This window comes from Pseudomonas sp. PDM16, from assembly GCF_014851865.1.
Taxonomy (GTDB): Bacteria; Pseudomonadota; Gammaproteobacteria; order Pseudomonadales; family Pseudomonadaceae; genus Aquipseudomonas.
In genome coordinates, this window is record NZ_JACVAM010000002.1 from 631,914 (window position 1) to 645,071 (window position 13,158).

A 13,158-nucleotide genomic window follows, 5' to 3' on the forward strand; every position below is an offset into this window, starting at 1 on the left:
CGACGGCGCTTCCTCCCGGTGCTATTCACTGCGGCCCGGCGCAGGGCGTTTCACCTGTCTAAGACAGTGCTCAGGGCGCACTCTGTTCTCCCGACCACTGTTGCAGAGCCTTGACCCGCGCCTGGCTGTCTGCCATCGGTTTGGCGAGGGACTCCTCGTAGAAGTCCAGCCAGCTGCGTGATCCCGGGGTCATGCCGGCCAGTTCGCGCATGCCGTTCTTCAGCGCGTTGAGGGTGTGCTGGTAGTTGTGTTCCTGGCCGATGAGGGTGCGCGCCAGCATGCGGACGTTGTCGCGGTCCTGCTTGCGGGTCTCCGTACTGTCTTGCTCGGGTGCAACGGGAGCAGGGGAGGGCGTGGCCTGCTGCTGGGCCTGGAGCAGGATGAGCTTCTGCTGATCCTTGATCTGCTGCTGCAGGGGCGCGATCAGCAGCTGCAAGGCGCCGATCTCCTTCTGCAGCGCTTCGACGCTGGCCATGCTTGCCATGGCCGTCTGCTCCTCTTCGTCGGGCGAATCGGAGCCGCCGAGAATGGCGACCAGCACCCAGGCGATCAGGTTGAGCACCAGGGCGCCGGCCAGGCCGAAGATCAGCAGGCGGTTGAGCTTGCCGGCCTTCTCCAGTTGCGCGAGGCGGTCTTGTTCACTGAGAGTTTCGCCGACGCTGACGGGTTCGCTGTCGTCGCTCATGGTCATCGGTCCTTGTGCTGTATGGCGCGGTGCCATTATTGCCCGCAACCCGCTTGCTGCCTACCTGCAGCATAGCCACAGGCTCTAGAACGACGCGATGATGCGACCCAGCAGCTCCATCGCCCGTTCGCTTTGGGCATCCCAGGGGTGGCCATGGTTCAGCCTGGCGCAATGGCGGAAACCACGGGTGGCGGAGAAGATCGGCCCCGGCGCCAGGCTGATGCCCTGGGCCAGCGCCAGCTGGAACAGCTGCAGCGAGTCCACCTGTTCGGGAAACTCGAACCACAGGAAGTAGCCGCCGCTCGGGCGGGTGACCCGCGTCTCCGCGGGGAAATGGCGGGCGGCGGAGGCGAGCATGGCCGCCTGCTGGGTCTCCAGGGCGATGCGCAGCTTGCGCAGGTGGCGGTCGTAGCCGCCGTGCTGCAGGTAGTCGGCGATAGCCGCCTGGGCCGGCACGGACGGGGAAATAGTGGTCATCAGCTTGAGCCGGCTGATCTGTTCGGCGTAGCGGCCGCCGGCCACCCAGCCAACGCGATAACCCGGCGCCAGGCTCTTGGAGAACGAACCGCAGTGCATGACCAGGCCGTCGCGGTCGAAGCTCTTCATTGGCCGGGGCGGATGGGCGCCGTAGTACAGCTCGGCGTAGACATCGTCCTCGATCAGCGGCACCTGGTGCTGGTGCAGCAGCTCGTAGAGCTCGGCCTTCCTGGTGTCGGAGAGGCTGGCGCCCATGGGGTTCTGCAGGCTGCTCATGAACCAGCAGGCCTTGATCGGCAGTTGTGCCAGGCGCTCGGCCAGCACCCCGAGGTCGATGCCCTCGCGCGGGTGCACGGGAATCTCCACGGCCTTGAGCTTGAGACGCTCCAGCACCTGCAGGGTGGCGTAGAAAGCCGGCGACTCGATGGCCACCAGGTCGCCGGGTTGGGTCACCGTCTGCAGGCACAGGTTCAGCGCTTCCAGCGCGCCGTTGGTGATCACCAGTTCTTCCAGCGGCAGGCGTACGCCGGCGACCATGTAGCGCAGGGCGATCTGCCGGCGCAGGTCGGGGTTGCCGGCGGTCATGTCGGCGATCACCGCATGGCCGGGCATGTCGCGCAGGGCATGGGCCATGGAGCGGGCCAGGCGCGGTAGGGGAAACAGGTCCGGGCTGGGGAAGGCGGAGCCGAAGGGTACCGTGTGTGGGTCCTTCAGCGAGCCGAGCACGGAGAACACCAGCTCGCTGACGTCCACCTCGGTGCTGGTGGCCGGAGTGGCGCCGACCTGCGGCTCGGCCAACGGGTGGCGGGCCAGCTCGCGGACGAAGTAGCCCGAGCGGGCACGGGCCTGGATCAGCCCGCGGTCCTCCAGCAGGTAGTAAGCCTGGAACACGGTGGAGGGGCTGACCCCGTAGGTACGGCTGGCGTGGCGCACCGAGGGCACCTTCTCGCCGGGGGCGAGTACGCCGCGGCGGATCAGTTCGGCAATCTGGTCGGCGAATTGCTCGTAGCGCTTCATCTTGTCCATGACTGTGGCCAGCGTCGGGCCACAGTCTACGGGCATTGGCCGGGCGTCGGCCATCGTCAACGCCCGCGCGGAGCGAGGAAGGTACTGTCGGACACCCTGCGCTCGCTGACGTCGGCCTGGTTGACCACCTCGAACTCGACCGGTGTCGGGTTGCTAGCCAGCGGCTCGCGTATCAGGGCCACGCTTACCGGTACTTCCAGTATCTCGCCGGCGGCCAGGCTGAGGTCGCCAGGGCCGCTCATGCTGAACGGCTGGCCGTCGACCAGGCCGAGGAAGTAGCGCTGCGGTCGCTGGGTCTTGTTGATCACCTTCAGGCGGTAGACGTTCTCGATCTGCCCGGCAGCGTTCTCGCGGTACATGCCACGGTCCTTGGCCACGTCCAGCGACACCAGCGAGCGATCCTGCAAGGCCCAGGCGAAGGCGCCGATCATCAGCACCAGTGCTGTCGCATAGCCGATCAGGCGAGGGCGCAGCAGGTGGGTATAGCCACCCTGCATCTCGCGTTCGGAGCCGTAACGGATCAGGCCGCGGTCGTAACCCATGCGGTCCATGATGCTGTCGCAGGCGTCGATGCAAGCGGCGCAACCGATGCAGTCCACCTGCAGGCCGTCGCGGATGTCGATGCCGGTGGGGCAGACCTGGACGCACATGGTGCAGTCGATGCAGTCACCGAGGCCTTCTGCCTTGTAGTCGCTGTCCTTCTTGCGCGGGCCACGGCCTTCGCCGCGCGCCGCATCGTAGGTGACGATCAGGGTGTCCTGGTCGAACATCACCCCCTGGAAGCGCGCATAGGGGCACATGTACACGCAGACCTTCTCGCGCAGCCAGCCGGCATTGAGGTAGGTGGCGCCGGTGAAGAACAGGATCCAGAACAGCGCGGCACCTTCCAGCTGGCCACTGAACAGCTCGACCGCCAGTGGGCGGATCGGTGTGAAGTAGCCGATGAAGGTCAGCGCCGTGAGCAGGCTCACCGCCAGCCACAGCAGGTGTTTGGTGCTGCGGCGCAGCAGCTTGTTCACGCCCCAGGGGGCGGCATCGAGCTTGACGCGCTGGTTGCGCTCGCCTTCGGTGACTTTCTCCACCCACATGAACACCCAGGTCCACACGCTCTGCGGGCAGCTGTAGCCGCACCACACGCGGCCGGCGAACACCGTGATGGTGAACAGGCCGAACGCGGCGATGATCAGCAACGCCGAGAGCAGGATGAAATCCTGCGGCCAGAAGGTAGCGCCGAAGATGTAGTAACGGTGCTCGGCCAGGTTCCACAGCACGGCCTGGCGGCCTTCCCAGTTCAACCAGGCGGTGCCGAAGAAGATCAGGAACAGCAGCCCCGCGCCGTACAGCCGCAAGTTGCGGAAGCGGCCGGTGAAGCTGCGGGTGTGGATCGGTCCGCCGGCCTGGGAAGGCGTCAGGCGAATGGGTTGGCGAGAGTCGATGGTCTCGATGATCTGCGCCGGGATGCGCTCGCTCATGGTGGGCCTCTTCGGGCGGTAATTCAGGCTGAGCGAACTGTGCGCGCCGAACTGAGCCGATAACAGTCTCAGGTTTTACTGAAAAAACCGTATCAGATGATTCCATCCACCTTCCGTCGGGCGGCTCCGATCAACTGTGCCGGGCCTCCGGTCCAATACGCTGGTATTGGCCTGCGGCCATCTGTCGCAAGCGAGCATGAAGTGGTTCAGCCGGGTGCATTACGGATCATGCGCCGACCCGGATCAGTTTCATGACAACGGGAGATCGACATGGCAGGCGCAACATCGGTGGGCTGGACCTTTCACGGTCTGGTGGAGGACGACTTCTTCGACGACAGCAACGGCTACCTGCGTATCGACCCGAGCGCATATGGCTTCGCGGCTGGCCAGCAGGTGCAGGGGCAACTGCTGCTTAGCGATGCCGCGCTGGTTGCCTATCTTGCCGGGCTCGATGGAGCGGGTCAGGGCAGCGTGATGCTGGATGCCAGCGCAGGGGTGACGTTCTCACTACCGCTGCCGCGGGTAGGCGGGCTGGATGACGCCGACTTCACACCCTGGGATGCACCGACGCTGACCCTCACCAGCCAAGGGGCGGACATGCCACTGGCCGATGCCCAGGCCTTCCTGTTTTCCCAGAACGATCCGGATGGCCCCAATTTCTGGATGAGCCAGGCAGATGCGGGTGGCTTCTTCTTCAGGGATGACGACGACACCCAGCTGCACATGTACGGCGCCTGGGTGCCGGTCGGCGTGGCGGTCGAGGAGGTCGTCGGGGGTGATGCTGGCGAGACACTGCAGGGCGGCGAGGGGCTGGCCCTGTTGTTCGGCCGAGACGGGGATGACTCGCTGTTGCTGCAGGCTGCCGGCTATGCCTGGGGCGGCTTCGGCAATGACCAGCTGATCGGCAGCGGCGGTCGCGACTGGCTGTATGGTGGCTATGACGACGATGTGATCAGTGGCGGTGGTGGCGACGATGTGCTGCACGGCGAAGGCGGTGCCGATCGCATCAGCGGCGGTAGCGGCAACGACGTGATCTACGGTGATTCACGCTGGCAGTCCGGCGGCGATGATCGTCTTTCGGGCAATGCCGGGGATGATCGCCTGTTCGGTGGCTGGGGCAACGACATCCTGCGGGGTGGTGAGGGGGCAGACTACCTCGACGGTGGCGAAGGCGAAGATACTGCCGATTACAGTGGCGCATCTTCAGGCGTGGGTGTGAGCCTGATTGCGTTGGGCGCACAGGTGGGCGGCAGTGAGGCAGCCGGCGACGTATTGCTGAATATCCAGAACCTGTCTGGCAGCCGCTTCAGCGACGGCCTGGCCGGCGACCAGGGCAACAATCGACTGTACGGGCGCGAGGGCGACGACCGCCTGTTCGGCAATGGCGGTAGCGACCACCTCTACGGTGGCGATGGCAACGACCGTCTCAACGGCGGCATGAGCTACAACCATCCGGATGGTAACGACTACCTGAGCGGCGGCGCCGGCAACGATACCTTCGAGTTCACGCTCAACTACTGGCAGGACTGGGGCGGCTACCTGTACGCCCATATCGGCCTGGACACGGTGCTCGACTTCAACCCGCAGGAAGACCTGCTGTCCTTCATCGGTACCCCGCGTACCTTCAACGCCATGACGGTCAGCGAGCACACGACCGCCGCCGGCGAGACCGGCACGCTGCTGACTGTGCACGAGCACAGCAAGATATTCCTGCTGGGCGTGGTGGCGGACCAGTTGAACGACAGCAACATACAGCTGGTGGATGCTTGATGTGCCACGCCGCGGTGCCCATGGGCGCCGCGCTTCCTTCGAGGCTGAGCCGAGATTTTCGTCCAACCGTCTGGCGTCTCCCGTTACCTGGCGCAACGGCCGCCCGTTGGCGTTCCGCTCTCGCTTGGGTATCCGTCTGATCCGCTTTTTTCCGGTTTATCTGCCGCTGTTTTAGCGGCTGGCCCTTGCCCATAGTGCGCAGCATTCCGCCGCGGGAGGGCGCGCCATGTACCACTACGATGAATACGACCACGCGCTGGTGCGCGAACGGGTCGCCCAGTTTCGCGACCAGGTCGAGCGGCGCATCAGCGGCGAGCTGAGCGAAGAAGAGTTCCTGCCGCTGCGCCTGCAGAACGGCCTGTATCTGCAGAAGCATGCCTACATGCTGCGGGTGGCGATTCCTTACGGCACGCTGTCGTCCAGACAGTTGCGCACCCTGGCGCACATCGCCCGCGTGCATGACCGTGGCTACGGTCACCTCACCACGCGGCAGAACATCCAGTTCAACTGGATCGACCTGGCCCAGGTGCCGGACATCCTCGAACAGCTGGCGGCGGTGGAGATGCATGCCATCCAGACCTCCGGCAACTGCGTGCGCAACGTCACCACCGAGGCTTTCGCCGGGGTTGCCGCTGACGAGCTGCTCGACCCGCGCCCGCTGGCGGAAATCCTCCGCCAGTGGTCAACGGTCAACCCGGAATTCCTGTTCCTGCCGCGCAAGTTCAAGATCGCCCTGTGTGCCGCTGGCGAGGACCGTGCGGCGGTGCAGGTGCACGACATCGGCCTGCAGGTGTACCGCGATGCCGACGGCGAACTGCTGCTGCGCGTATTGGTTGGCGGTGGCCTGGGGCGTACGCCGATCATCGGTGTGCGGATCCGCGACGGCTTGCCGTGGCGCCACCTGCTCAGTTACGTCGAAGCCATCCTGCGCGTGTACAACCGCCACGGCCGGCGCGACAACAAGTACAAGGCGCGGATCAAGATCCTGGTCAAGGCGCTGGGCATCGAGGCCTTTGCCCGCGAGGTGGAAGCGGAGTGGCTGCAGATCAAGGACGGCCCGGCCGAGCTGACCGTCGAGGAATACCAGCGCGTGGCCACGTACTTCCAGCCGCCGCAGTACGCGATGCTGGAGGAGGGCGTCATCTATCCCGATGCGGTGCTGCACGATCCGGCCTTCGAGCGCTGGCTGTCGCGCAACGTGCATCCGCACAAGGTCTCGGGCTACGCCAGCGTGGTGCTGTCGACCAAGCCGGGTGCAGCCTTGCCGCCGGGCGACGTTACCTCTGCGCAGATGGTGGCGGTGGCCGACTGGGCCGAGGCGTTCGGCTTCGGTGAGATACGCGTCGCTCACGAGCAGAATCTGGTCCTGCCGGACGTGCGCCAGGCCGACCTGTACCGCCTTTGGCAATTGGCGAGTGAGGCTGGCCTGGCGACGCCGAACATCGGTCTGCTCAGTGACATCATCGCCTGCCCAGGCGGCGACTACTGTTCGCTGGCCAACGCCAAGTCGATCCCTATTGCCCAGGGCATCCAGCAGCGTTTTGAGGACCTCGACTACCTGCACGACATCGGCGAGCTGAGCCTGAACATTTCCGGCTGCATGAACGCCTGCGGCCATCACCACATCGGCAATATCGGCATCCTCGGCGTGGATAAGAACGGCAGCGAGTGGTACCAGATCACCCTCGGCGGCGCGCAGGGCCACGGCGCTGCGCTGGGCAAGGTGATCGGCCCGTCGTTCGGCGCCGACGAAGTGCCCGCAGTGATCGAACGGATCATCGAGACCTACCTGCAGCAGCGCGGCGAGGGCGAGCCCTTTGCGGATACCTGCGCGCGCATCGGCCTGGAGCCGTTCAAGCAGCGCGTCTACCGCGCCCAGGAGCAACCGGCATGAACAACCTGATCCGCTTGCTTGACGGCCAGGCTCACATCGTCGACAACGATCCCTGGCACCTGCTGCGTAACGATGAGCCTGCACCCGAAGGCGCGCCGCTGATCCTGCCGCTGGCGCAGTGGCTGCAGCAGCGCGACCCGGCACATGGCCTGTGGCTGGCGCCGGACGACGACGCGGAAGCCCTCGCCGAACTGCTGCCGAATCTGCCGCTGATTGCCGTGGACTTCCCCAGCTTCCGCGATGGTCGCGGCTACAGCCAGGCCTACGTAGTGCGCACGCGCCTGGGCTGGGTTGGCGAATTGCGTGCAGTAGGCGATGTGCTGCGTGACCAGCTCAGTCACATGCGCCAATGCGGCTTCGACGCCTTTGCCGTACGCGCCGACAAGTCCGCTGAGGATGCACTCAAGGGCCTGGCCGGTATGAGCGTGCTGTATGGCCGCTCGGTGATCGAACCTCGCCCATTGTTCCGCCGCCGTTGAGCTCCAGGCTGAGCGTCGAGTTGCTGTACCGCTGCCTGGCTGTCGCCGGGGCATGGCCGCTCAAGATGCACGAACAGCGGCCAGCCAACTCCGCAGTAAGGCCCCCTGGGTATCTCCACCTGGGTTGCCGTCTAGGTGTCGATGGCCGGCGTTTCCGACATTTGCTTCATGGCGAACTATACCTGATGGAGTAAGCGTCATTTCCTGACGCGGGTTCGTCGCGCCCGCTTGGCGTATCCATGGAGACAAGGTTCAGATGCTTGAGGAGATGAGCACGCCTGAGACGCATATCCGCGCCAGATTGCTGCGCCTGGTATGGCCGTTCGTGGTGGTGGTCGTGGTGCAGGCGCTGCTGGCCTGCGGCAGCCTCTACCTGCATTCTGCCGTGCGCGGCTACGTCGCCGGCGAGAGCCTGTGGTCCAAGGGCCTCAAGGACGGCATCTATTACCTGGGGTTGTACGCGCGCACGGGGGAGGCGGGTTATCTGGCCGGCTATCGCGAGGCCATTGCCGTTCCGCTTGGTGATCATGCCTTCCGCATGGCGCTGGATCGTGCCGAACCTGATCTGGCAGCGGCGCGCGCCGGCATCCTGCAAGGCAAGAATCACCCCGACGATGTGGCGGTGATGACCTGGCTGTTCCTCTATTTCCGTGACATCAGCTATCTGAGCCGGGCCATCGACCAGTGGAAGGTGGGTGACCAGTATGTGTTCCAACTCACCGCGCTGGCCGACGAGGTCGTGGAAGTACGCGAGCGCAGCCAGCCTACCGAAGCGCAGGTGGGTGGCTGGCGCGTCCGCATCGAGGCGATCAACCGTGGCGCCACGCCGGCCGCCGAGGCTTTCTCCCAGATACTCGGCGAGGCATCACGCGCGGTAGTGTTGTGGCTGGTACTGGGCAATCTGTTGACCGGTGCACTGTTGATCAGCCTGGCATTGCTGCGTACCCGCCGCCTTCTGATCCAGAGGGAGGAGGCCGACCGTGCCCTGGAGGCGGTCAAACAGCGGGCTCAGACCATTCTGGCTTCCATTGGCGACGCGGTGATCAGTCTCGACCGTGACGGTCGCATCGCCTACATGAACGCCGCGGCCGAGCAGCTCACCGGCTGCGCCGCAGGGCAGGCGGAGGGCACGCCGTTCGAACGGCTGTTCTCCATCGTCGACGAAGAGGCTCTCTCCCAAGAGCAGACGCCGTTGCAGCGCATCCTGGCGGGCGAACCGGCCGAGGCCGGGGATTTCGCCAAACTGATGGTGCGTCCGGATGGCAGCAAGGTGGCGATCAACCTGGTGGGCGCGCCCATTCGCGACCGTGGCCTGGTCAGTGGCGTGGTGATGGTGTTGCACGACATGACCCGCGAGCGCCAGTTCGTCGCCAGCCTGTCCTGGCAGGCCAGCCATGATGCGCTCACCGGTCTCGCCAACCGCCGTGAGTTCGAATACCGCATGGCTCAGCTGCTGGCGCGGATGCTCCGCCAGCCCGGACGCCACGCGCTGATGTTCATCGATCTGGACCAGTTCAAGCTGGTCAACGACACCTGCGGTCACGCCGCCGGAGATGAGCTGTTGCGCCAGGTCTGCGAGGCACTGCAGCAGAACCTGCGCGAAGGCGACACCCTGGCGCGCCTGGGGGGAGACGAGTTCGGTGTGATTCTGGAGAACTGCCCGCCGGAGGCGGCTCTGCGGGTGGCCGAGTCGTTGCGCCAGTCCGTGCAGGACCTGCGCTTCGCTTGGGGTGGTCGGCTGTTTTCTATCAGCGCGAGCATCGGCCTAGTGCAGGTGCCACCGGGTCAGGCAAGCCTGGCGGAGCTGCTGCGCACCGCGGACATGGCCTGCTATGCGGCCAAGGAGCGGGGGCGCAACCGGGTGCATGCGTCCCAGCCGGATGACTCCGAGTTGTCCCGCAAGGTCGGGGAAATGGGCTGGGTGCAACGCATTCACTCGGCACTGGCCGAGCAGCGCTTCCGCCTGTTCGGCCAGCCGATAGTGTCGTTGCAGGGTGAAGAGAGCGGAGGGCATCTGGAGATACTTCTGCGCATGCAGGATGAGCAGGGCGAACTGGTCAGCCCGGCGCTGTTCATCCCCGCGGCAGAACGCTATGGCCTGATGCCGCAGATAGACCGTTGGGTGGTGGCCAGCACGCTGGAAGCCATGTCGCGCTTCGCCTCCGAGTATCCGCAGGAGCCACAGTTGTGCTGCGCCATCAATCTGTCGGGGGCGAGCATTGGTGACCACGAGTTCCTGGCCTTCATTCGCGAACGCCTGGCTGATCAGCCCGTGGACCCGCAGAACGTCTGCTTCGAAATTACCGAGACTGCCGCTATCGCCAACCTGGTGGACGCCACCCACTTCATCAATGAGCTTAAGGCCCTCGGCTGCCGCTTCTCGCTGGACGACTTCTGTGCGGGCATGTCGTCCTTCATGTACCTGCGCCACCTGCCGGTGGATTTCCTGAAGATCGACGGAAGCTTCGTGGCCGACCTGCTGAGCGACCCCATCGACTGCGCGATGGTGGAGATGATCAACCAGATCGGCCATGTCATGGGCAAGAGGACGATTGCCGAATTCGTCGAGAGCGCCGAGATCCTGTCCGTGCTCCGCACGATGGGTATCGATTTCGCTCAGGGCTACCACATCGGCAAGCCGCAGCCGCTGGGCGAACTTCTGATGACGGGCAGGCCTCTACCGAATGTGGCAGCCGGATGAACCACCCTGGCAGAAAATATTTACGAGTTGTCTGGTGATCTCGCGTAGATATCTTGGGTGGAGTCAGCTGTAAGGAAATCTTGCCGGAGAGGCTGCCTCGTCGAGAGGTGGCGGGCCTACCTCCGCCTTGCGGGGCGGCTGCGCAGAAGTTGTGATGAGGGCATCCATCCGCACCGCCGCAAAGGCGGGCGACTGCCCACAACAACAATCATGGAGGCCGGATGAACGCCGTGGCCAAGATCGAGCAGCACAACCCCATAGGCACCGACGGCTTCGAGTTCGTCGAATTCACTGCACCCACCGCCGAGGGCATCGAGCAGCTGCGTCAGCTGTTCAGCGCCATGGGCTTCACCGAAACGGCCAAGCACCGCTCCAAGCAGGTCTGGCTGTTCCAGCAGAACGACATCAACTTCGTGCTCAACGGCAGCCCCAGCGGCCACGTGCGCGTCTTCGGCGAAAAGCACGGCCCCAGCGCCTGCGCCATGGCCTTCCGCGTGAAGAACGCCGCCCAGGCCGCCGCCTACGTGGAAGAGCAGGGCGCGACCTTGGTCGGCAGCCATGCCAACTTCGGCGAGCTGAACATCCCCTGCGTGGAAGGCATTGGCGGCTCGCTGCTGTATCTGGTGGATCGCTACGGCGACAAGACCATCTACGACGTCGACTTCGAATACCTCGAAGGCCGCAAGCCGGGCGACAACGCCGTTGGCCTGCAGCAGATCGACCACCTAACCCACAACGTCAAACGCGGGCAGATGGACGTCTGGTCTGGCTTCTACGAGCGCATTGCCAACTTCCGCGAGATCCGCTACTTCGACATCGAGGGCAAGCTCACCGGCCTGTTCTCCCGCGCCATGACCGCGCCCTGCGGCAAGATCCGCATCCCGATCAACGAATCGGCCGATGACAAGTCGCAGATCGAGGAATTCATCCGCGAGTACCACGGCGAGGGCATCCAGCACATCGCCATGAGCACCGACGATATCTACGAGACGGTGCGCCGCTTGCGCGCCAATGGCGTGGACTTCATGACCACGCCGGACACCTACTACGAGAAGGTCGACAGCCGCGTCGCCGGCCACGGCGAGCCCACCGCTACCCTGCGCGACCTGAACATCCTGATCGATGGTGCTCCGGGTGATGACGGCATCCTGCTGCAGATCTTCACTAACACGGTGATCGGCCCGATCTTCTTCGAGATCATCCAGCGCAAGGGCAACCAGGGCTTCGGCGAGGGCAACTTCAAGGCGCTGTTCGAATCGATCGAAGAGGACCAGTTGCGTCGTGGCGTGATCTCCGAGGAGTAGTCATGTACCGATTTTCTACTGCGCTTGCCCTGGCGGTGTTGCGGCTCCGCTCAGGTTGCTCGTTGACCGGCATGTCAACTGCGCACCTTCGCGAAGCGGCGCCCAGCCAGGCCTGCGCTCGCTACGAAACTCGATACATGACAGGAGCTCCGCGATGAGCCGCAAATGGATCAGCTTCCCCCTGCGCGAGGGCGAGCACTCGCGCCAGGCCCACTGCGACTTTCCCGAAGGCACCTACGAGCGGGAGATGGGCCGCGAGGGCTTCTTCGGCCCGGTGACCCACCTGCACCACAAGCACCCGCCGACCGGCTGGGTCGACTGGGAAGGGCCGCTGCGCCCGCACGCCTTCAACTTCAACAAGATATCCAGCGAGCGCGACTGCCCGCTGGAGGCGCCGCTGACCCTGCACAATGCCGACGTGAAGCTGCGCGTGTGGAAGACCCACGGCGCCATGCGCCATCTGGTGCGCAACAGCGACGGTGACGAGCTGCTGTTCGTGCACGACGGCGCCGGGCACTTCTATTGCGACTTCGGCCATCTGGAATACCGCGACGGCGACTACCTGCTGATCCCGCGTGGCACCGCCTGGCGTATCGAGCCGAGCGCGCCCAGCCACTTCCTGCTGATCGAGAACTGCGACGGCGCCTATCAGCTACCGGACAAGGGCCTGCTCGGCCCGCAGGCGATCTTCGACCCGGCGGTGCTCGACCATCCGCGCATTGATGACGCCTTCAAGGCCCAGCAGGACGAGCGCAGCTGGCAGATCAGGATCAAGCGGCGCAACCAGATCAGCACCGTCACTTATCCGTTCAACCCGCTGGATGCGCTGGGCTGGCATGGCGACAACACCGTGGTGCGTCTGAACTGGCGCGACATCCGCCCGCTGATGAGCCACCGCTACCACCTGCCGCCATCGGCGCACACCACCTTCGTCGCCAACGGCTTCGTGGTCTGCACCTTCACCCCGCGTCCGGTCGAGAGCGACCCCGGCGCGCTCAAGGTGCCGTTCTTCCACAACAACGACGACTACGACGAGGTGCTGTTCTACCACCGGGGTAACTTCTTCAGCCGCGACAACATCGAGGCTGGGATGGTGACGCTGCACCCCTGCGGCTTCCCCCACGGCCCGCATCCCAAGGCACTGAAGAAGGCGCAAAAAGACCCGGCCACCTTCGCCGAGGAAGTGGCGGTGATGATCGACACCCGCCGCGCGCTGGAGGTGGCCGAGGCCGCCGCCGCGGTGGACGTCCCCGAATACGTGAACTCCTGGCGTGCGCCGGGGTTGAAGTAGAGGTGCGCGGGCCGTTTGGCCGCCTGCACCCGATCAACGAATTCTCTGGTGCGCATAGC

At 64.9% G+C, this 13,158-nt stretch carries 9 protein-coding genes; 6 read left to right on the plus strand and 3 right to left on the minus strand.

Annotated elements, in window-relative coordinates; all coding sequences use genetic code 11:
- Positions 1–70: 70 nt before the first annotated feature.
- The 3 genes from IB234_RS09495 to ccoG form a co-directional block, all read right to left on the minus strand.
- Complete coding sequence (locus IB234_RS09495; protein ID WP_192316842.1) at positions 71–685, minus strand: hypothetical protein; 615 nt, start codon at positions 683–685, stop codon at positions 71–73.
- Between the two features lie 84 nt (positions 686–769).
- Positions 770–2,179, minus strand: coding sequence for a GntR family transcriptional regulator MpaR (mapR, locus tag IB234_RS09500; RefSeq protein ID WP_192317794.1), 1,410 nt, complete (start codon positions 2,177–2,179; stop codon positions 770–772).
- A gap of 65 nt (positions 2,180–2,244) precedes the next feature.
- Complete coding sequence (ccoG, locus tag IB234_RS09505) at positions 2,245–3,660, minus strand: cytochrome c oxidase accessory protein CcoG (protein ID WP_192316844.1); 1,416 nt, start codon at positions 3,658–3,660, stop codon at positions 2,245–2,247.
- Between the two features lie 270 nt (positions 3,661–3,930).
- Between ccoG and IB234_RS09510 the strand changes: the two genes are divergently transcribed.
- The 6 genes from IB234_RS09510 to IB234_RS09535 all read left to right on the plus strand — a co-directional run bounded on the left by IB234_RS09510 (position 3,931) and on the right by IB234_RS09535 (position 13,099).
- Positions 3,931–5,430 (plus strand): calcium-binding protein, encoded by a 1,500-nt coding sequence (locus tag IB234_RS09510; protein ID WP_192316846.1) that lies wholly within the window; start codon positions 3,931–3,933, stop codon positions 5,428–5,430.
- A gap of 226 nt (positions 5,431–5,656) precedes the next feature.
- The gene (locus tag IB234_RS09515; protein ID WP_192316848.1) at positions 5,657–7,324 is read left to right on the plus strand and encodes a nitrite/sulfite reductase; all 1,668 of its coding nucleotides are present in this window, start codon (positions 5,657–5,659) and stop codon (positions 7,322–7,324) included.
- The gene (locus tag IB234_RS09520; protein WP_192316851.1) at positions 7,321–7,803 is read left to right on the plus strand and encodes a DUF934 domain-containing protein; all 483 of its coding nucleotides are present in this window, start codon (positions 7,321–7,323) and stop codon (positions 7,801–7,803) included. Before IB234_RS09515 ends, IB234_RS09520 begins: the two co-directional genes overlap by 4 nt.
- Positions 7,804–8,059: 256 nt before the next feature.
- Entirely contained in the window at positions 8,060–10,504 is a 2,445-nt protein-coding gene (locus tag IB234_RS09525; RefSeq protein WP_225580462.1) for an EAL domain-containing protein, read from the plus strand.
- Between the two features lie 221 nt (positions 10,505–10,725).
- Complete coding sequence (hppD, locus tag IB234_RS09530; protein WP_192316853.1) at positions 10,726–11,808, plus strand: 4-hydroxyphenylpyruvate dioxygenase; 1,083 nt, start codon at positions 10,726–10,728, stop codon at positions 11,806–11,808.
- 154 nt (positions 11,809–11,962) lie between these two features.
- Entirely contained in the window at positions 11,963–13,099 is a 1,137-nt protein-coding gene (locus tag IB234_RS09535) for a homogentisate 1,2-dioxygenase (RefSeq protein ID WP_192316855.1), read from the plus strand.
- Positions 13,100–13,158: the final 59 nt, after the last annotated feature.

Excerpts from the sequence above, each read along its gene's own strand:
- IB234_RS09495 (WP_192316842.1), bottom strand. The coding sequence starts at position 685 with ATGAGCGACGACAGCGAACCCGTCAGCGTCGGCGAAACTCTCAGTGAA.
- mapR (WP_192317794.1), bottom strand. The coding sequence starts at position 2,179 with ATGAAGCGCTACGAGCAATTCGCCGACCAGATTGCCGAACTGATCCGC.
- ccoG (WP_192316844.1), bottom strand. The coding sequence starts at position 3,660 with ATGAGCGAGCGCATCCCGGCGCAGATCATCGAGACCATCGACTCTCGC.
- IB234_RS09510 (WP_192316846.1), top strand. The coding sequence starts at position 3,931 with ATGGCAGGCGCAACATCGGTGGGCTGGACCTTTCACGGTCTGGTGGAG.
- IB234_RS09515 (WP_192316848.1), top strand. The coding sequence starts at position 5,657 with ATGTACCACTACGATGAATACGACCACGCGCTGGTGCGCGAACGGGTC.
- IB234_RS09520 (WP_192316851.1), top strand. The coding sequence starts at position 7,321 with ATGAACAACCTGATCCGCTTGCTTGACGGCCAGGCTCACATCGTCGAC.
- IB234_RS09525 (WP_225580462.1), top strand. The coding sequence starts at position 8,060 with ATGCTTGAGGAGATGAGCACGCCTGAGACGCATATCCGCGCCAGATTG.
- hppD (WP_192316853.1), top strand. The coding sequence starts at position 10,726 with ATGAACGCCGTGGCCAAGATCGAGCAGCACAACCCCATAGGCACCGAC.
- IB234_RS09535 (WP_192316855.1), top strand. The coding sequence starts at position 11,963 with ATGAGCCGCAAATGGATCAGCTTCCCCCTGCGCGAGGGCGAGCACTCG.